This is a genomic window from Chryseobacterium camelliae (assembly GCF_030818575.1).
In the GTDB taxonomy this organism is placed as follows: domain Bacteria; phylum Bacteroidota; class Bacteroidia; order Flavobacteriales; family Weeksellaceae; genus Chryseobacterium; species Chryseobacterium camelliae_A.
Genome location: NZ_JAUTAL010000001.1, coordinates 2,953,517 through 2,971,900 on the forward strand (window position 1 = coordinate 2,953,517; position 18,384 = coordinate 2,971,900).

Here is an 18,384-nt window from a genome sequence, read left to right on the forward strand (position 1 = left end):
ATGTTCTTTCATCTTTAATTTTAGTTTTTTGTACCTTAGTTTTAAACAAAGGATATCAAAATAATCAGAAAACGGCTATCCTTAACAACAATAAAAAACACAGATGTATGGCTTTTGATGAACAGCTTGCAGACCGGGTAAGGGAAGCCCTTGTAAAGCCGAAAGACGTAACCGAAAAAAACATGTTTCAGGGGCTTTGCTTCATGGTTGATAATAAAATGTGTATATGCGTAAGAGACCTTGAACTCATATGCCGGATGGATCCCGGACAGGCTGAAGCTGAACTTGAAAAAGGAAATTGCAGGCCGATGATCCATAACGGTAAAACGATGAAAGGATACATCTTCGTTGACGAAGAAGGTTATAAAAACCCAAAAGATTTTAACCGGCTGGTACACCTGTGCCTTGACTTTAACAAAATAGCCAAAGCATCAAAAAAAAAGAAAAAGAAAGACTAGCATTTTCATCAGATTACAATACCAATCCAAAATTTTAAAATATTCTTATGAATCCTATAGCAGACCAATACATAGCAGGACTTAAACAGGCTTATTTTGATCATCACGGAGGAGAAGCCTGGGATCATTTTGAAAAGATCAAACATGGCCTTTCGGATACCAATATTCAGGAGCTTAAAAGGATATATCCCGAAATCCCTGATGCTCTGATCAGTCTTTTAGAGTATGCAGACGGTACATACAGGAGGCAATATGCCGGTGAGCGAATGACCTTTTACTTTCTGGGCTCAGATGTTGAAGAATATCCCTATTACCTTTTGCCTTCAGATAAAATCATTGAGAATCGCAATCTGGCCGTTAAGTTTTATGCCGGTTATATCAACAGGGAATATGAGGAGGTAGAAATAGACAACAGGATCGCTGAACGTGCAGATGCACTGAACTGGCTGCATTTTTCAGATTGCATGAACGGTGGCGGGAGTTCACAGCTGTTCATCGATTTCAGTCCTTCTGAAAAAAGGGACTTATGGCCAGATCGTACGGTTCCTGCATGACCCGGATGAGTTCAGCGTGATTGCGGACAGCTTTGAAGCATACCTGAAAATGCTTATGGATAAAGGTTATGACTTCATTCATGAATATGATTTTGAATAACAGCATCGGATTTCTTTGCTGTAGATTTCATCAACTTATCGATAAAAGCCCTTTTAAATCATGAAGTTTCATCAACAGTTTTAAAAACTATTTGTAGTGGATTGATTGAAAAGTAACCTTATACTTATGAAAAATATACATCCCATTCTCCCTGATAAGTACCAGGATCCAATTTATAAGTCTGTAGGAAATAATATTTTCGAGAATACTGAGGAAAATATTTTTGTCTGCACTTTAAATTTCGATCTTGAAGAAGGGGACAATTCCCAGTACCCATTGGAAGATGTGCTGGAGGAATTCTGCCTCTACATTTCTGATTTTAGCGTTACAGATTTTTCCAAACAGTCCGGCAGTATGGTTGTTGAGTTAGCCGGCGAACAGGAAGATATGCATAGAGCGCTGCAGGCTATCATAGGAAAAAGAGTTTACAATACTGAGTATACAGGTAAGGACGGACGAATCTACGTAAAACTGGTCATAGAATGATCCGGCTATTTTAAAGTTTTAAGATCATTTCCAGATATGATAGATAAAAGTTTTACTTACCAGTTGTTCAGTCCGTTTTCCAGTGCTTTTAAATAATTCTCTTCATTAAATGAGTATAAATCAGGGGCTTTGTGTGCACCTCCTCTCCTGCTTTCGTCAAGCTTTGTCAAGATCCCCATATTTTTTATTTTCCTGTAGAAATTTCCCCTGTTCAGGGTTTTACCCAGGATGACTTCATACAGCTTCTGAAGTTCGGAAAGGGTGAACTTTTCAGGCAGGAGATTATAACCTATAGGCTTATATGAAATTTTTTCACGGAGTGTCAACAATGCCTGATTGATGATTTCCCGGTGATCCATGGCAAGTTCAATGTCAGGAAGCCGGCTCAGGTATACCCATTCGCAGGTTTCGCTTAACTCATCGGCAACCAGGCTGAAACGGTCCGGATTATATAATGCATAGTATCCTATTGTTACGAACCTTTGTTTGTTGAAAAGCGTTTCGTCAAAATCTTCAAAATAAAATTCGCTCCTGTTCTTCTTTCCAAAAACCCCAAATTGTTCAAGATACACATCAGTAACGCCTACCCTGTTCTTAAGGATTCTCGCAACGGCATCCTCCAGATCTTCATCCTTTTGCACATATCCGCCTGGCAGCAGCCACTGCTTCCGGTAGTTCATTTTCAGCAGCAAAACTTTCAGTTCATTCTGGTCGAAACCAAAAATCACGGGGTCAGCAGATAAATGGGGAAGGTATTTCTGTTTTGCCTCTTCGGATCGTTGTAAAATCAGGTCTTTGGAATCCATTCTCTTATTGATGATGTTTGAATGACAAATTTAATGATAATATAATTGTTCCGTTCAAAGTATGCGCCATGAGGTATATTTTGGGAATTTTTTTCATCATTAATTTCTATTGTTTCCTATAGAAACAATAGAAATTACACGCACAACAATAATTTTAATTAGCTATAAATCAAATAATTAAACTCAATATTAAATTTTGTTAACATTTTTTTTGGTAATCCCGAAGAAAGAATGTAGTATTGTAATGTTTCATATTGAAGCAATGGTAAAATGATTTTGAATCTAAGAAAAAGTTCAGGATTTACAGTTAAAAAGTAATAATTGTTTAATGATCGTTCTTTGAATTGATTATTACAAAAATACTAAGAGTTCATTTGAAAAATGCTCTTGTAACCACCGGTATCATGCTGATGAAAAGACTGCTTTGGAAATAATCTAACTGGTGCTGAATAATTAAAACAATGCTCATCCCGTACATATTGGATGCAGGTAAAGTCATGTCAAAAAAAAAAAGAAATTAAAATGAAAATACACAATTCAAAGCAATGAATAGACTGAGCGTAAAATTTTCAGCACTGGCACTGATGCTTTCATTCGGAGCAGCATCAGGACAGCAAACCGACAGCCTGGCAATAAAAAAAGCAGTAAAGGCTGCCACAAAGAACGAAGAAGGAATCAAGACGGTTACTTCATCATCCAAGGAAGATAATAACAGGAATGTAATGCTGAATGCAGCTAACAACACAAGTCCGAGAGATGTGAATATCGGCCTACCATCTACTGTAGGAGGAATCACCATCCTGGAAAATGACCTGCCGGTAGTTTATTTTTTCTGGCCCGAACTTCCCAATAAAACATGGCGCCAGAGTGTGGGACTGGAAAAAACAGGTCTCCTGAAAATGGACCAACTGGCCAATACCATGGGTGATCTTGGCTTTGCCGTAAATTCCTATTCCCAAACCGGCACTAAGGACCTGAAGATAAAAGGTAAGTTTACTACCAGTACTTTCGGCTGGCTTCAGGGCGATGCCAATGTTTCAGGGCCAATGTCAAAAGATAAAAGCTGGACCTATACTGCAGGAGCTCTGGTCAATTATGATCCCAGCACCTTTAAGCTAGGATTTGCCAGAAATGTAGATGAGACTAAAATATTCAGGGCCGGGATTACCAAATATTTCAAAGAAAATAAAGGGAAAATTTCGTTGCTCTATAAGTATTCAGATTCTTACAGTGTAGGCAACTATGCCGTTTTTCAGTACGGTGAGAACGGAAAAGTAACAGAACTTGACAACTTCAGAATCGGCAGGGATTCTTATGTTGTGCGTGACGGCAGAATTAAAATGAAAGATATCCTTTCCGGACAAACCTATTGGGCTTCCATGAGCGGTGATGATAACAGATCACAAGCCCACAACTTCAGTGTATTCGGAAATTACAAGCTTGACAATGGCTGGGATTTTAAATTTTCCGCGCTGGCCCACTTCGGGAAAGTGAAAATGTCTACAATCATTCCTTTAAGCATATTCAACGCAGATGCATCCGCGGGATACAGGCTGGCTTCCAACGGGCAACCGTATTCAGGTGCCGTAGGAACACAGCTGGCAATGCACACCCCTGAAACCCCTACCACCAATATTGCGGGAAGGTTTTCAGTGGATAAGCAGATCGGTAATCACCACCTAACCATCGGATTACTGGAACAATATTATCATATAGATAAGTATACTTCCAACCGGTCCTTTTTCTTCCAGACGGTAGAGGCACAGCCGCAGAGACTGATCGGGCCTTCTACGGATGCAGATGGCTTCTATAATTACAACATCGGCGGTGAATTTCACAGCGGAACAGAAAACAAGCTTTCCCTGTATGCTACCGATGAGTGGAAAGTTACAGACAATCTTAACTTAAGCTACGGACTGCATCTTAGAAACCACCTGATTGACGGTGAGTTTTCCATGGCACCAAGGACACCGGGATTTGTATTTGGGGCTAACGATTTTCAGAGCATCAAAACCAACTGGCTGCAAGTGGCAGGAAGCTTAAATGCAACATACAACATCAGCAAGAACTTTGGTGTCTTAGCTAATTTCCTGTATACAGAGGAAAACAGGAGGCTGGAAAGCTATTCCCAGGCATTCAATCCCAATACCAATAAAATCAAAAGCCCGCTGGGTGCTGTAGGGATATTCTGGAATACAGACTATATCCAGCTGATTTCCCAGGCTACCATCCTGAAGAAGAACAACAACCTCAGCCGGTACAACCTGGTTAATCCTGCCAATACCACCCAGTCTCAGAATGTCACGGTTTACTATGACATCCAGACCATAGGATGGACGACAGATTTCGTGCTGAAGCCATTCAAAGGATTTAACCTCCATTATCTGATTACTCTACAAAACCCGGTATACAAAAACTTTACATTCACTGCTTTCGGAAAAGATTACAACTACAATGACAACAATGTATTAGGCGTAGCTAAAATCCTGATGGAAATAGATCCCAGCTATACGGTGGACAAGTGGAGGTTCTGGGCCAGCTTCAGGTATTTTTCAAAACAGTATGCCAACCTTACCAATGCACTTTACTTTGCGCCACGATGGGAAACATTCGGAGGGGTAAGCTACACCGTTAATAAAAACATTAATATTGGTGCTACGGTAATCAACTTCCTCAACCAGAGAGGGGCCAGCGGAACCATCAACGGTGCCGAGCTGATCACCGATGCCAGTCCGTACTATGGAAAACTGCTCACCGGAACCTATATCATGCCTCTCACAGGCCAGTTATCTGTAAGCTTTAATTTCTAGCCTTTAATCCAATGAAAAAATCAGTTCTAAAAATATCAGCATTGTTCCTGGGTGTCACGGTTTTTGCCCAGAACATTCAGACTGTATCGAATTCTGAAGGCCCTGTTTTAGGCTATTCAGCAGATTCAGGAATTAAAATCCTGACAGTCAATGGAAAAAAATTCAAAGATCTAAACAGAAACGGCCGGCTAGACCGGTATGAGGACTGGCGCCTGACTGCCGAAGAAAGGGCAAAAGACCTTGCCGCTAAAATGTCGGTTGAACAGATAGCTGGCCTGATGTTGTACAGCGGACACCAGTCGGTTCCGGCGCCGGCGGATGGCATACGAGCGGGAAAATACAATGGAAAGCTGTATAAAGAGAGCGGCGCAAACGCCTGGGACCTTACCGACCAGCAGAAAAAATTCCTGAAAGAAGATAACCTCCGCCATGTATTGGTGACTACTGTGGAATCTCCCGAAATAGCTGCCCGCTGGAGCAATACCTTGCAGGCTTATGTGGAAGGTCTCGGTCTCGGAATCCCGGCCAATAACAGTACCGATCCAAGGCATTCGGCTACCGTTACCGCAGAATTTAATGAAGGGGCCGGCGGACAGATTTCTCTCTGGCCGGACGGACTGGCCATGGGAGCTACATTTGATCCGGAACTGGTAAAGAAATTCGGGAATATTGCAGCACAGGAATACCGGGCTCTGGGGATTTCAACTGCTCTTTCGCCTCAGATTGACCTGGGTACGGAACCCCGATGGTATAGGATTGCCTACGTATTCAGTGAAAGCCCTGAACTGACTACAGATATGGCAAGGGCCTATATAGACGGTTTCCAAACCACGACAGGAAAAGGAACGGCTAAAAACGGATGGGGAAATAAAAGCGTCAATGCTATGGTAAAACACTGGCCCGGAGGAGGTCCGGAAGAAGGCGGTCGTGATGCACACTGGGCCATGGGTAAATATGCCGTGTACCCCGGAAATAATTTTCAGACCCACCTGAAACCCTTCACTGAAGGAGCCTTCAAGCTGAATGGAGGAACAGGCGAAGCAGCTGCCGTAATGCCTTACTACACCATCAGCTACAACCAGGACCAAAAAAACAGGGAAAATGTTGGCAATGGTTTCAGCAAATATATCATTACCGACCTGCTCCGCGGAAAATACGGCTATGACGGCGTGGTATGCACAGACTGGTTGATTACGGCAAATGAGCCTAAAACTCCGGGACTATTTGCCGGGAAACCGTGGGGCGTTGAGAAAATGTCTATCGCCGAGCGCCATTACAAAGTCCTGGAAGCTGGTGTAGACCAGTTCGGTGGCAATAATGACAAAGGCCCTGTTTTAGAGGCTTATCAGATGGGCGTAAAAGAGCACGGCGAGAAATATATGCGCAACCGGTTTGAGCAGTCGGCAGTCCGGCTGCTGAAAAATTTCTTCAGGACAGGCCTGTTTGAAAACCCTTATGTAAATGTAGAGGAAACGAAAAAGATCGTTGGGAACCCTGATTTTATGAAAGCAGGTTATGAAGCGCAGGTAAAGTCTATTGTAATGCTGAAAAACAAAGGCAACATCCTTCCCGTGAAGGAACGAAAAACCGTTTATATCCCCAAAAGGTATTCTCCCGCTACCTTCAACTGGTGGGGAATATATACAGCGCCATCCCTCGATTATCCTGTAGATACAGAAAAAGTAAAAAAATATTTCAATATAACGGATGATCCCGCCAAAGCCGATTTTGCGTTGGTTTTTGTAAAAAGCCCTCATAGCGAAGAAGGTGGTTACAGTGATATCGATGCCGCAGAAGGCGGAAACGGATACCTCCCGATTTCCCTCCAGTATCAGACGTATACAGCAACAGAAGCACGTGCGAAAAGCATTGCTGCCGGGGATCCTGTGGTAGCTCCTACGGTAAAGGACCGTACTTTTAAGAATAAAACATCTACGGCAGCCAATTTCACAGATCTGCAAACCATTGAAAATACCTACAGGGCAATGAACGGAAAACCTGTGGTAGTTTCGGTAACGGCTTCAAAGCCTATGGTTTTTAATGAATTTGAAAAGCATGCCGATGCTATTCTGATGAATTTTAATGTTTCCAACCAGGCAGTGGTAGACATCGTTTCAGGAACATACGAGCCTTCCGGCCTGCTTCCGCTTCAGATGCCTGCTGATATGAAAACAGTAGAAGAACAGAAAGAAGACGTACCTTACGATATGGAAACGCATCTGGATTCCGAAGGCCATCATTATGATTTCGGGTACGGGATGAACTGGTCAGGGGTGATCAAAGATGCCAGGACCGTAAAATACAAAAAATAAAAACGGATCAGCAAATATCATCCGTTAGCAATTTAAATATTGAAACCAGTATTATTAATACATTAATCACATGAAAAAATTAATCATAGCAGGACTATTCTTAATGGCAGCGGGCAGCATTGATGCCCAGAAGACCATACCACTTTACCAGGGCAAGGCACCCGGCACCGAAAGCTGGACCCAAAAAGAAGCCCAGCAGTATTCGGACCTCTTCAAAACAGAAGTCGTTTATAACGTCGCACAGCCATCCATGCTGGTTTTTGAAGCAGATAAGGCCAAAGCTAACGGAACCGTCATTGTTATTGCTCCCGGAGGCGGGTTTCAGAGCCTTTCCATTAACCGTGAAGGAATTGATCTGGCTAAGAAGCTTTCCGCAAAAGGTATTACTGCCGTTGTTCTGAAATACAGGCTGTTGGAGACCAAGTCCAATGACCCTGCCCGCGAAATGATGGAGAACCTTAAAAGCAGAACTTCATTTGATGAGCGTACCGCGCCCATTAAAATGATGGCCGGAGAAGATATCAGGACTGCGATTTCTTACCTAAGAACGCATGCTAAAGAAATGAATATCAAAGCAGACCGTTTAGGTGTCATCGGATTTTCTGCCGGCTCAACCGTTATTTTGGAAAGCGTGCTTCACAGCAGTGACGCCTCTACAATCCCGAACTTCGCAGCATCTATATACGGAGGTCCTTCAGAAGACTTACTCAAGGCTGAAATACCTAAACCTCCCATTCCTTTGTTTATCTGTGCTGCCAGTGATGACCAGTTAAAGCTGGCTCCTAAATCCATCCTTTTGTATAACAAATGGACCGAAGCCGGACAGCCTGCCGAACTCCATATCTATGAGAAAGGCGGCCACGGATTTGGCATGGGAAAGCAGAATCTGCCTGTAGACCATTGGTCTGACATTTATATGGAATGGCTAGCCTTCCACAAGTATTTATAACATCCAATTACAAAATAGCACCTATGAACAAGAACACATTTACGCTGAACGGTGTTTCCCGGAAAGTAAAATATTCCGGATTATTCCTTGCCCTGGTGGTTTCTTCACCTTACGCAAAAGGACAGGACACATATCCTGTAGTAAAAGCCGACGGAAAGAGCTTTAAAGATTTCAACAGAAACGGAAAGCTTGACGCGTGGGAAGATACGAGGCTTACAACAGACCAGAGAATAGATGCGATCATCCGGCAGATGACCAATGCTGAAAAAGCAGATCTCCTGATCGGGACGGGCATGCCCGGCATCGAAGTGCTTACCGGACCTGTAGGCGACTCTAAACAGGGGGCGGTTCCCGGCGCAGCCGGTGGAACCGCTTCCCTGGACCGGTTTGGAATTCCTCCGACAGTAGTAGCGGACGGACCTGCCGGCCTCAGAATATCGCCCACCCGGAAAAACGATTCAAAAACCTATTACGCAACTGCATTTCCTGTAGGCACGGCCTTAGCTTCCACGTGGAACAAGTCTTTACTGGAGCAGGTCGGAAAAGCTATGGGTAATGAAGTGAAAGAATACGGAGTAGACGTGCTTTTGGCTCCCGCCCTCAACATTCACAGAAATCCGCTCAACGGACGAAACTTTGAGTATTATTCAGAAGACCCCCTGATTTCAGGGAAGACAGCGGCCGCTATCGTTAATGGTATCCAGTCCCAGGGCGTAGGGACGTCCATCAAGCATTTTGCCGCCAATAATGAAGAAACCAACCGCCTGACGATTAATGTACATGTTTCTGAGCGTGCAATGCGTGAGCTTTACCTGAAAGGGTTTGAAATTACCGTGAAAGAATCACAACCATGGACGGTAATGTCCTCCTACAATAAAGTAAACGGGGTTTATACATCAGCCAGCAAAGATCTGCTTACCCAGGTATTGAGGAAAGAATGGGGGTTCAAAGGCATTGTGATGACAGACTGGTTCGGGGGATTCCCGGGCTTTGAGTCTATCCGGAGCGGCAGAATTTCCGATGTCATCGCACAGATGAATGCGGGCAATGACCTGCTGATGCCCGGGATTCCGGCTCAGAAAAAGGTGCTGCTGGCTGCCCTTGATTCCGGAAAAGTATCCCAGGAAACAGCAAACCTCAATGTAAAAAGAATCCTGGAGTATATATTCCGTACGCCTACTTTTGCCGGTTACCAATACAGCAACCAACCTGAGCTCAACAAGCATGCTGAGGTGACAAGAAATGCAGCATCCGAAGGCATGGTTCTGCTTAAAAATGAAAATAACACGCTTCCTTTCAGCAATAAACAGAAAGAAGTGTCCTTGTTCGGGGTAACTTCTTATGCATGGATTACGGGAGGAACCGGAAGCGGAAGCGTCAACAACAAGCATACGGTTTCCCTGCTGGAAGGGCTTAGATCAGCCGGATACAGGCTGGATAAGGAACTGGCTGACCTGTACATACCATATGCTGATAAGGAAGTGGCCGCTGAAAAAGACAGAAGGAAGGCCAAAGGAATACTGGCCCTGCCGGAAAGGCTTCCCGAAATGAAAATGGATGATGCCTTTATCGCTAAAAAAGCCGAGACATCAGAAATAGCTTTCGTAACCCTGGGTAGAAATTCGGGTGAAGGTGGTGACCGGAAAATAGACAACGACTTCAACCTGGCTTCAGATGAGCTTGACATGCTGGATAAAATCTCTAAAGCATTCCATAGCAAAGGGAAAAAAGTGGTGGTAATCCTGAATATCGGCGGTGTTATTGAAACAGCTTCCTGGAAAGAAAAAGCCGATGCCATCCTCCTGGCATGGCAGCCGGGACAGGAAGGCGGACATTCGGTAGCTGATGTGCTTTCCGGAAAAGTTAATCCATCCGGAAAACTGACGATGACATTCCCGGTAAACTATACAGATACGCCTTCAGCAAAGAATTTCCCGGGCATTCCTGCGGACAATCCTAAAGAGGTTACCTATGAAGAAGGCATCTATGTCGGGTACCGTTATTTTAACACATTTAATGTAAAGCCATCCTATGAATTCGGATATGGAAAATCTTATACCGATTTTACCTACCGAAACATCAAAATCAGTTCACCAACATCCAATTCTTCTTTTACCATAAGCATCGATGTGAAAAACACGGGAAAAACAGATGGAAAGGAAGTGGTACAGCTCTATTTATCGGCTCCGCATCAACTGACCGATAAACCGAAAGCTGAATTAAAAGCTTATGCCAAAACAAAGCTGCTGAAACCCGGAGAAACCGAAACCGTTACTATGACGCTTTCCCCGAAAGACCTCGCTTCATATGTTACAGCAAGAAGTGCATGGATTGCGGAAGCAGGAAAATATACTGTATCAGTGGGGTCCTCATCCCTGGATATCAGGCAATCTGCAGATTTACAGCTTCCTAAGGAAATCACAGTTGAAAAAGTACAGCATGTACTTCCGGAAGACCAGCCGTTTAACGAGCTGAAGCCATAATTTTTCCGGAACTGACGCACACCAAATATTCTCTACATATATATGGTTATCTTTTTTATGTAGTCTGATCCCGTCCTGATTTCAGGGCGGGATTTTTCAGGGATATGACCCTACCAACAATTGTTTTTCAAGGATAGAATAAAAACCAGAGCTGCCTATTGGTATATTGGTTACATTTGTTACTGTATATAACAAATCAGTGAAAAACACAATCCTTCTTTTTATCATCATGCTCAGCCATGGAATTTTTGCTCAGAATAACCAGTTCACAATTGAATTGTATGCCCCGGAATATGAAAAAGATTCTCTTTTTATAGGTCCTCCTGCAAGCACGGGGATACTGGCCTGTAGAACCGTTCAGTGGGAAAGGTAAAATCATGAGTGCTGCAATCCGGCTTTCGAACGCATATTTGTCTGTCCTTTTGGAACCAGCAGGGCATCCAAAAGTGCTTATAAAAGATTACCATCCTCTGAATGATCTCGTTCATGATGTATTCCTTCATGAAAAACCATCCGCTTTTATCCCTATATGAACTGAATGAAATACCATTTCTGCATCAAAAGAATGAAATAATTCATCAGCGGAATTGCTTTTTAATTATCTTTAACAAAAATTTCAGATATGAAAAAAACTCTACTTACTGTATTGGCTGCCTGCGGATTATGCACAGCCCAAACCACCATTACCAAAGCATTCAATGATCCCGTTACCGGAGATGTCGTGAACAATGTGAATGTTAACGGAACCGTGAATAATTCCGCTACAGGAAGCAATGCGACCTTTTCCAACGGCAGTCTTACTGCCGGTTCTGCCTCTCCTTCTACCTATTCTGCACCTACCGCTTCTGAAATAAGCAGTTATCCTGGAACGACCATTAAAATGGTCAACGGGACCACAACCGCCTATTTTAAAGCATCGGCTTCTAAACTTGAAATCACCGCTTTGGTGACTCCCGACGCTACCCTGAACTTTTCGGCCAATAACGGAACCTATATCTCCTATCCTGCGGCTTATGGTTATGCTGAAACGGATACTGCACAGGGAACCTTCACTGCGTCAGGTGCATCCGGAAATTTCAGCGGAACCATTAATATTTCGGCTGATGCTTCAGGAACGCTTATTATCGGGAATAAAACTTATACTAACGTGCTGAGAATAAAATCAGTACAGAATTTCAACCTTACCAGCAGCGGCTTTCCTTTGGGTACGGTTTCCAATACTTCTTATATGTATTATGACGCCACCCACAAGTTTCCGTTGCTGAGCTCTACTACTGCCAATATCAATATATCATTACTGAACATCAACCAGACGACCAACACAGCGCAGGCTTTAAATGAAACATTCCTGGCCGTTCTGGACCAGCATTTCAATAAGGAGCGTTTAAGCATATACCCTAATCCTGCTCAAGATGCTGTTCAGATCAGAGGCAATACAGCAGCATTTTCCTCAGCGCGTATTTACAGCCTTGACGGGAAAATCCTAAAAACATCTGCGTTGAATTCCGGTACAATTGATGTTTCAGAACTTCCTTCTGCCACTTATTTTATTGAATTTACAGGAAAGGAAACTAAAGAGGCACATAAGCTGATCAAAAAATAAGTCTGCTTACAACAACAACAACATCCGTTCAGATTTCTGGACGGATTTTTTATTTTTTAAATAAAAATTCATTATTTTTTAATGTAAATATTACACTTGTTGTGTTAAAAATTAATAATATTGCCCACTTTTTGTATTCAGGTAAATATCTTAAATTATTAAATCCAGAATCATGAAAAAATATCTGCTTTTTTTACCCTTTCTTTTCTCAACAGTCTCGGCACAGGAAACCGGCACGGATGCTTCAGAAAAGATGAATATCATTAAAACGAATGTAACAGGTTATGTCTTCCGGAACATCAATCTGACCTATGAAAGGGCATTTACACGATGGTTTTCCGTCAATATGGGATTCGGGGCGGTACCTGAAGGAAAAGTACCCTTCATCAATTCTTTCCTGAATGATGAGGATGAGAAAAGGTTCCAGAACCTTGACATAAAGGCATTCAATTTCACCATAGAACCGCGTTTTTATCTCGGCCACGGCTACGGCAAAGGTTTTTATGCAGCTCCTTATTACCGGTATTCAAAAGTAACCTCCAATACATTTGATTTTTATTACGACTATAACGGGCCAAACGGCATTTCTTACCGGATACCGCTTAAAGGATTCGGAAGTGTAAACGGAAACAGCGGCGGAGTAATGGTCGGCGTACAATTCCTGCTGACCAGGAGGCAAAATCTGGTCCTGGATCTGTGGATAGCAGGCGCCCATTACGGTGCAGGAAAGGGGGATTTTACGATGACCAGCGATTATATCCTCACTCCTGAAATGCAGGCGCAGCTTAAACGCGAGATTGAAGACCTGGATATTCCTTATGTCAACTACTCTGTAGAAACAAATGAACGCGGAGCAAGAGTTATTGTAGATGGTCCATGGATCGGGTTCAGGAGCGGGCTTTCACTGGGTTATAGGTTTTAGAATTCAGTCAATAGGATATAAATGAGTTTCGGCGCAGGTTCCCTGCGCCGAAACGATGTTACCGGTAAGCCAGCCTGAATTTTTCCAGGATATTGTCTATTCTATGGCGCTGTACATATACGCTTTTTACTTCTTTATAGCGCGGGGACTTATAGAAAACCTCATAAAAATCCATGCTTCCGTTGCCCACTTTTGTTATTTTCTGTACTTCAATATTCAGTTTTTTCAGTTCGTCTTTAAAATCCTGAAACTCGTCATGTATGTTATTCATCGATGTGGTTTTAGTTAGGTTTATTGCTTTATAAATAAGAAAATCACAAATATTAAATAAATGTAGTGATTTTTTGATTATCAATAATATAATCAACCGTACATAGAGCAAAAACATTTTAAAAACGGTATCCGATCATTCTGAATTACCTAAAGGTTAAAAATGTTCAATCGGCTATAGATGGGCAACCGCATTTTTCACTGTCATAAGATTTAACCTGAGCATCGATTATCCATCATAGAAATAAATATATGCTATGAAAACAAAGCGGACAGCAGTACTGATTTTATTATTGATTTCCGGCGTTATTTCTGCCCAGCAGAATGACACGAAGATCATCATAAAAGATAAAAAAAGACATGCTATTGAAAACACATCCCGTCAGCAGAATATGCCTCACTTCATTCAGTTCGGCATCATGTCACATTCCCATGATCAGTTCAGGGAAAAGTATAAGGTGGATGTAGTCTATGAAAACTGCGTCATTGGCCCATTGCGTTCACAACAGGCAAAGGAAAATAATAGGGCAATTGCAGCATTCCTGACAAAAAAGTACGGTGAAAGCTGGAAAAAAGACCTGGAGATTATCCCGTACGGACTATAATTTGTCCTGCTCTGCTTCCACCTCTATTTCATGCCTGAGCTGGGCTTTGTATAAAGTGGCATAATACCCGTTTTTATCCAGGAGCTCCAGATGCTTACCCTCCTCTACAATTTTACCGTGCTCCATAACAATGATCTTATCTGCTTTCTCAATGGTGGAAAGTCTGTGCGCAATGATAATGGACGTCCTGCCTTTAGTCAGTTTTTCTGTAGCACGCTGAATAAGCTTTTCACTCTCATGGTCAATAGAGGAAGTTGCCTCATCCAGAATAAGGATTTTAGGATCAGAAAGATAAGCTCTTAGGAATGACAATAACTGTCGCTGGCCTAGTGAGATGGAAGACCCTCTTTCGCTCACGACATAATCGTAACCTCCGGGAAGCTGTTCGATGAACTGGTCTACTTCGATCTGTCTGGCTCCTGCTTTGATTTTTTCAAGCGTAATGGTATCGTCACCGAAGGCAAGATTTTCAAAAATACTTCCATGGAACAGGAAAACATCCTGCAGAACCACTCCGATATGGCTCCGGAGATTATACAGTTCATAATCCTTTAGATCAATATCATCAATGAGAATATTTCCCGAATTGATATCATACAACCTGGTAATCAAGCTAATGATCGTAGATTTACCGGCACCGGTAGCCCCTACGATCGCTACGGTTTCACCAGGATTTACTTTGAAGTCTATCCCTTTCAGCACTTCCTGTTTTTCGTCATAAGCAAAATGTACATTGCTGAACTCTATTTTACCGTCAAAATGATCTTTAGCCACCGTCCCGTTATTGGGCATCGAGTTGTCTTCGTCCATTAGTCCAAGTACCCGCTCAGCTCCTACAATACCGCGCTGGATATTGTTGAAACGGTCGGCAATCTGACGTAACGGGCGGATCAGCATGGAAATATACTGGATAAAAGCAATCACCACCCCGGCACTGATGGTAATATATCCCCCATAAAACAATATGAAACCGATAAATAGTGAAGAAATCAATTCTACTACAGGGAAGAATAGAGAAAAGATAAATACGGTCCTCAACAAGGCTTCTTTCAGCGTTATATTGATCTCATCAAATTTTTTGAACTCAGCTTCCTGCCTGTTGAATACCTGGATGATCGGCATCCCGGCAAGCCTTTCCTGCACGAAGGAGTTTTGGGTAGCCGTCCATGTCCTTTCATCCCCGAAAGCTTTCTTCAGCCTTTTCTGGAAAAACCTGGTAATAACTACCATCAGAGGCAGGATCGCCAGGGTAATATAACTCAGATGCACGTTGGTGCTGAACATCATCACGAGCACAAACACAATCCTCAGGATATCTCCGAAGACCATCAGGAATCCGTCCGTATACACTGTGGCAATGGTTTCAACATCGCCCACGGCACGGGTTACCAGCTGTCCGATAGGGGTCTTATCAAAAAAGGAAGTCCTGAAATAGATCAGTTTTGCGTACAGCCTTTCCCGAATATCCCGGATTACGTTCTGCGAAATGAAGTTGGAAAAATACACCAGGAAAAAGTTAAGGATCGTTTCCGCAAACACCAGTCCTACCAAAATGTAGATGTGCTGCATCATCAGCCCTTTATCTTTAAGCCTGGTAATGTCATTGTCCACAACTTCCATAGTGAGGTATGGCCGGTAAGTGGAAACGACAGACAATATGATTGAAATAATTAGGGTAAGGATGAACCACGAGCGGAACTTCATTCCGATAAAGAAGAGCCTTCTGATGATTCCTCCGGTATCTTGTTTTTTCATTGTACGAATTGAAGAAAGAATTACATAAAATTCTATGCAAAAATAAGACTTTAAAAATTGTCAGGCTTTACAACTTGATGAATTCATAATGAAAATTTATGATCACTGTTATTTACTATATCTTTTTATAGTCGGCTTATATTTAATCAGGGACTATTTCTACGTTTTTTCGAAAAAAAGTAGAAAGCATGTTTTTATATGACAAAAATTATTACATTTAATAATTAAAAATCTGATCCGGCTTCTAAGGAATACCATTCCAAAAGCCTGTGAAAGGAAGATGCCATCTTCATTATAGTCGATAACGGCAAATGTCCACCAGGAACGGATACAACCATCTATCTTCCGGAAACAAAAGATTTAATTTTCACAAAACAACAATGAAAAGTTTAATAATATTTCTGATTACATTTACTGCGTTTATTTGCAAAGCCCAGCAAGTATATCCATTAAATACAGACTTTACAACGATTCCGAATTATTCCTATATAAAGGATATGAATAATGAGCTTGACCAATTAGTCGGAAATTATAAAGCTGATTTTGAAGGCAGACAAATCAATTTATTTATAACTAAACAGCCTAAGAAGTTCATACACTTGGGAAATAGAAAATTTTATCAGGATATCCTTTCAATAAGATATCAGATAAAGAATTCCTCAGGAGCAATATTGCAGGATACACAGAATATGAATTTTCAATCCGATCAACATGAACATACAATTTATAGCTTGATAACCCGACCAGTATATAATTTAAATAATAGTGCATTTATCTATGGAGGCACCAACTGTGGCGTTGGCTGGGGAGATATTTATTTAAAGAAAATTAATTCCTCACAGATATCCTGGGAATACGTTCCTGACAGTACCATAATCGACAACAGCGACTGTCCGCCAGGAACGGATACCACGATCTATCTTCCTGAAACGAAAGATTTGATTTTCACAAAGCAATAAAACATAAATATTATATGAGATACTTTTGAAGATTATCCGGAAGGGCAACCTTCTGTTTGTAAATTTCACCTCATTAAAGACCATTCATTTGTAGAAACAAGCGAGATCCCCAAAGCCATTCCTGCATCCCATCATTCTCCCTTCCCTATTTCCTCTATCTCCAGCGAAGGCTTCTTCAGGCTTTCTTTTGTGAGTCGATCTTCCAGGATCTTATAGAAGCCCCAGACCGCAATAACAGAAAGGATCCAGCTTACCAGGTTGATTCCCGAAAATGCCATATAGTTATTGTCATCAAGAGATGCGGGATCAGATATAGCTTTATACATCCCATAACAGAATCCGAAAGCCAACTGTGTTCCCAGATAAATTCCTAAGGCCAGAAGGCCATACTGCCATTTTGTTTTCCCAAATCGTTCAGCAAGGCTTGCATAATACCGGTAAGCGGCAATCAGGATAAATATTCCTATCATAGTATTAGTTTTTAGTTTTTTATACAGATTTAGTTGCTCTATTTCAATCAAATTCATACCCGACATCCACCAGATACAAGCCATGGCCGGGTGCCGAAGTTCCAGCGGCATTCCGGTTTTTGTCTTCAATGATTCTGCGCAGGTCGTCAGGTTGTATTTTTCCGGCCCCTATTTCCACCATCGTTCCTACAATAGCCCGTACCATATTGCGCAGGAAACGGTTGGCTGATATGGTAAATTTCAGCTCGCTGCCGCTCTGCTCCCATTCAGCCCTATAGATTTTACAGATGTTGGTTTTATTATCCGTCTTCAGCTTGGCAAAACTGGTGAAGTCCTCATATTCAAACAGGATTCTGCATGCTTCATTCATGGGAGTGATGTCCAGCGGCCTTTTCCAGTGCTGCCAGGCAGAATCCTGGGTAAAAGGATTTTTCTCCAGGGAAATATAATATTCATAGGTACGGTAGGTAGCATCAAAACGTGCATGGAAATCATCCTTTACCGGAAAAATTCTGTGCACGGCTATATCGGGTGGGAGAAAGCTGTTCAGCCGGTGCGGAAGGTTTGCATCAATTTCTGTTTGGGTATCAAAATGGGCAAATATCTTTCTGGCATGTACACCGGTATCCGTTCGCCCGGCTCCCGTGGTCTTAATTTCCTCCCTTAAAATTGTGGACAGTGCTTTTTCCATCTCCTCCTGCACGGAAACGGCATCCGGCTGGATCTGGTAACCGAAATAATTTTTGCCGTTGTATGAAAATTCTATGAAGTACCTCAATGTAATCTGAATAAGTGAGCAAAAATACTTTAATTTCATGAATTATTACAGAAAAGTACACGGA

The 18,384-nt window shown here is 42.2% G+C and carries 17 protein-coding genes; 12 read left to right on the forward strand and 5 right to left on the reverse strand.

The genetic code is table 11. From position 1 onward, the window contains the following. Positions 1 to 107 precede the first annotated feature (107 nt). The 3 genes from QE404_RS13475 to QE404_RS13485 all read left to right on the forward strand — a co-directional run bounded on the left by QE404_RS13475 (position 108) and on the right by QE404_RS13485 (position 1,598). Positions 108 to 458: a TfoX/Sxy family protein gene (locus tag QE404_RS13475; RefSeq protein WP_307451271.1), complete on the forward strand. Its 351-nt coding sequence runs from the start codon at positions 108 to 110 to the stop codon at positions 456 to 458. 47 nt (positions 459 to 505) lie between these two features. Beyond that, positions 506 to 1,012, forward strand: a complete 507-nt coding sequence (locus QE404_RS13480; protein WP_307453937.1) for an SMI1/KNR4 family protein — start codon at positions 506 to 508, stop codon at positions 1,010 to 1,012. A 226-nt stretch (positions 1,013 to 1,238) separates the two neighbouring features. Further along, positions 1,239 to 1,598: a hypothetical protein gene (locus tag QE404_RS13485; protein ID WP_307451275.1), complete on the forward strand. Its 360-nt coding sequence runs from the start codon at positions 1,239 to 1,241 to the stop codon at positions 1,596 to 1,598. A gap of 56 nt (positions 1,599 to 1,654) precedes the next feature. On the opposite strand, the gene QE404_RS13490 is transcribed toward QE404_RS13485, so the two are convergent. Next, a complete protein-coding gene (locus tag QE404_RS13490; protein ID WP_307451277.1) occupies positions 1,655 to 2,404 on the reverse strand; it encodes an NUDIX hydrolase in 750 nt (249 codons plus the stop codon). Positions 2,405 to 2,949: 545 nt separating this feature from the next. Here QE404_RS13490 and QE404_RS13495 point away from each other — a divergent pair. From QE404_RS13495 to QE404_RS13525, 7 genes are all read left to right on the forward strand, one after another. Next, on the forward strand, positions 2,950 to 5,214 hold the full coding sequence (locus QE404_RS13495) for a TonB-dependent receptor (protein WP_307451278.1): 2,265 nt from the start codon (positions 2,950 to 2,952) through the stop codon (positions 5,212 to 5,214). An 11-nt stretch (positions 5,215 to 5,225) separates the two neighbouring features. Next, positions 5,226 to 7,526, forward strand: a complete 2,301-nt coding sequence (locus QE404_RS13500; protein WP_307451280.1) for a glycoside hydrolase family 3 protein — start codon at positions 5,226 to 5,228, stop codon at positions 7,524 to 7,526. Positions 7,527 to 7,596: 70 nt separating this feature from the next. Further along, positions 7,597 to 8,475 carry an alpha/beta hydrolase gene (locus QE404_RS13505; protein WP_307451282.1) on the forward strand — a complete coding sequence of 293 codons (879 nt, stop codon included), beginning with the start codon at positions 7,597 to 7,599 and terminating at the stop codon, positions 8,473 to 8,475. A 23-nt stretch (positions 8,476 to 8,498) separates the two neighbouring features. Continuing rightward, a complete protein-coding gene (locus QE404_RS13510; RefSeq protein ID WP_307451284.1) occupies positions 8,499 to 10,958 on the forward strand; it encodes a glycoside hydrolase family 3 C-terminal domain-containing protein in 2,460 nt (819 codons plus the stop codon). A gap of 199 nt (positions 10,959 to 11,157) precedes the next feature. After that, a complete protein-coding gene (locus QE404_RS13515; RefSeq protein WP_307451286.1) occupies positions 11,158 to 11,331 on the forward strand; it encodes a hypothetical protein in 174 nt (57 codons plus the stop codon). Positions 11,332 to 11,580: 249 nt separating this feature from the next. Next, on the forward strand, positions 11,581 to 12,561 hold the full coding sequence (locus tag QE404_RS13520) for a T9SS type A sorting domain-containing protein (RefSeq protein WP_307451288.1): 981 nt from the start codon (positions 11,581 to 11,583) through the stop codon (positions 12,559 to 12,561). Positions 12,562 to 12,733: 172 nt separating this feature from the next. Next, positions 12,734 to 13,483: a DUF3575 domain-containing protein gene (locus QE404_RS13525; RefSeq protein WP_307451290.1), complete on the forward strand. Its 750-nt coding sequence runs from the start codon at positions 12,734 to 12,736 to the stop codon at positions 13,481 to 13,483. A gap of 58 nt (positions 13,484 to 13,541) precedes the next feature. Here the strand turns inward: QE404_RS13525 and QE404_RS13530 are convergent, their stop codons facing one another. Next, positions 13,542 to 13,754: a hypothetical protein gene (locus tag QE404_RS13530; protein WP_307451292.1), complete on the reverse strand. Its 213-nt coding sequence runs from the start codon at positions 13,752 to 13,754 to the stop codon at positions 13,542 to 13,544. Positions 13,755 to 14,010: 256 nt separating this feature from the next. Between QE404_RS13530 and QE404_RS13535 the strand changes: the two genes are divergently transcribed. Further along, the gene (locus QE404_RS13535) at positions 14,011 to 14,358 is read left to right on the forward strand and encodes an FEKKY domain-containing protein (protein WP_307451294.1); all 348 of its coding nucleotides are present in this window, start codon (positions 14,011 to 14,013) and stop codon (positions 14,356 to 14,358) included. Here the strand turns inward: QE404_RS13535 and QE404_RS13540 are convergent. Beyond that, on the reverse strand, positions 14,353 to 16,113 hold the full coding sequence (locus QE404_RS13540; RefSeq protein ID WP_307451296.1) for an ABC transporter ATP-binding protein: 1,761 nt from the start codon (positions 16,111 to 16,113) through the stop codon (positions 14,353 to 14,355). The genes QE404_RS13535 and QE404_RS13540 overlap by 6 nt on opposite strands. 380 nt (positions 16,114 to 16,493) lie before the next feature. On the opposite strand from QE404_RS13540, the gene QE404_RS13545 reads away from it, so the two are divergent. Next, positions 16,494 to 17,072: a DUF6705 family protein gene (locus QE404_RS13545; protein ID WP_307451299.1), complete on the forward strand. Its 579-nt coding sequence runs from the start codon at positions 16,494 to 16,496 to the stop codon at positions 17,070 to 17,072. A 131-nt stretch (positions 17,073 to 17,203) separates the two neighbouring features. On the opposite strand, the gene QE404_RS13550 is transcribed toward QE404_RS13545, so the two are convergent. Further along, positions 17,204 to 17,542, reverse strand: a complete 339-nt coding sequence (locus tag QE404_RS13550) for a hypothetical protein (RefSeq protein ID WP_307451300.1) — start codon at positions 17,540 to 17,542, stop codon at positions 17,204 to 17,206. A gap of 43 nt (positions 17,543 to 17,585) precedes the next feature. After that, on the reverse strand, positions 17,586 to 18,359 hold the full coding sequence (truA, locus tag QE404_RS13555; protein ID WP_307451302.1) for a tRNA pseudouridine(38-40) synthase TruA: 774 nt from the start codon (positions 18,357 to 18,359) through the stop codon (positions 17,586 to 17,588). Positions 18,360 to 18,384: the final 25 nt, after the last annotated feature.

Coding starts and splice junctions, on each gene's coding strand:
- QE404_RS13475 (WP_307451271.1), top strand. CDS start 108: ATGGCTTTTGATGAACAGCTTGCAGACCGGGTAAGGGAAGCCCTTGTA.
- QE404_RS13480 (WP_307453937.1), top strand. CDS start 506: ATGAATCCTATAGCAGACCAATACATAGCAGGACTTAAACAGGCTTAT.
- QE404_RS13485 (WP_307451275.1), top strand. CDS start 1,239: ATGAAAAATATACATCCCATTCTCCCTGATAAGTACCAGGATCCAATT.
- QE404_RS13490 (WP_307451277.1), bottom strand. CDS start 2,404: ATGGATTCCAAAGACCTGATTTTACAACGATCCGAAGAGGCAAAACAG.
- QE404_RS13495 (WP_307451278.1), top strand. CDS start 2,950: ATGAATAGACTGAGCGTAAAATTTTCAGCACTGGCACTGATGCTTTCA.
- QE404_RS13500 (WP_307451280.1), top strand. CDS start 5,226: ATGAAAAAATCAGTTCTAAAAATATCAGCATTGTTCCTGGGTGTCACG.
- QE404_RS13505 (WP_307451282.1), top strand. CDS start 7,597: ATGAAAAAATTAATCATAGCAGGACTATTCTTAATGGCAGCGGGCAGC.
- QE404_RS13510 (WP_307451284.1), top strand. CDS start 8,499: ATGAACAAGAACACATTTACGCTGAACGGTGTTTCCCGGAAAGTAAAA.
- QE404_RS13520 (WP_307451288.1), top strand. CDS start 11,581: ATGAAAAAAACTCTACTTACTGTATTGGCTGCCTGCGGATTATGCACA.
- QE404_RS13525 (WP_307451290.1), top strand. CDS start 12,734: ATGAAAAAATATCTGCTTTTTTTACCCTTTCTTTTCTCAACAGTCTCG.
- QE404_RS13530 (WP_307451292.1), bottom strand. CDS start 13,754: ATGAATAACATACATGACGAGTTTCAGGATTTTAAAGACGAACTGAAA.
- QE404_RS13535 (WP_307451294.1), top strand. CDS start 14,011: ATGAAAACAAAGCGGACAGCAGTACTGATTTTATTATTGATTTCCGGC.
- QE404_RS13540 (WP_307451296.1), bottom strand. CDS start 16,113: ATGAAAAAACAAGATACCGGAGGAATCATCAGAAGGCTCTTCTTTATC.
- QE404_RS13545 (WP_307451299.1), top strand. CDS start 16,494: ATGAAAAGTTTAATAATATTTCTGATTACATTTACTGCGTTTATTTGC.
- QE404_RS13550 (WP_307451300.1), bottom strand. CDS start 17,542: ATGATAGGAATATTTATCCTGATTGCCGCTTACCGGTATTATGCAAGC.
- truA (WP_307451302.1), bottom strand. CDS start 18,359: ATGAAATTAAAGTATTTTTGCTCACTTATTCAGATTACATTGAGGTAC.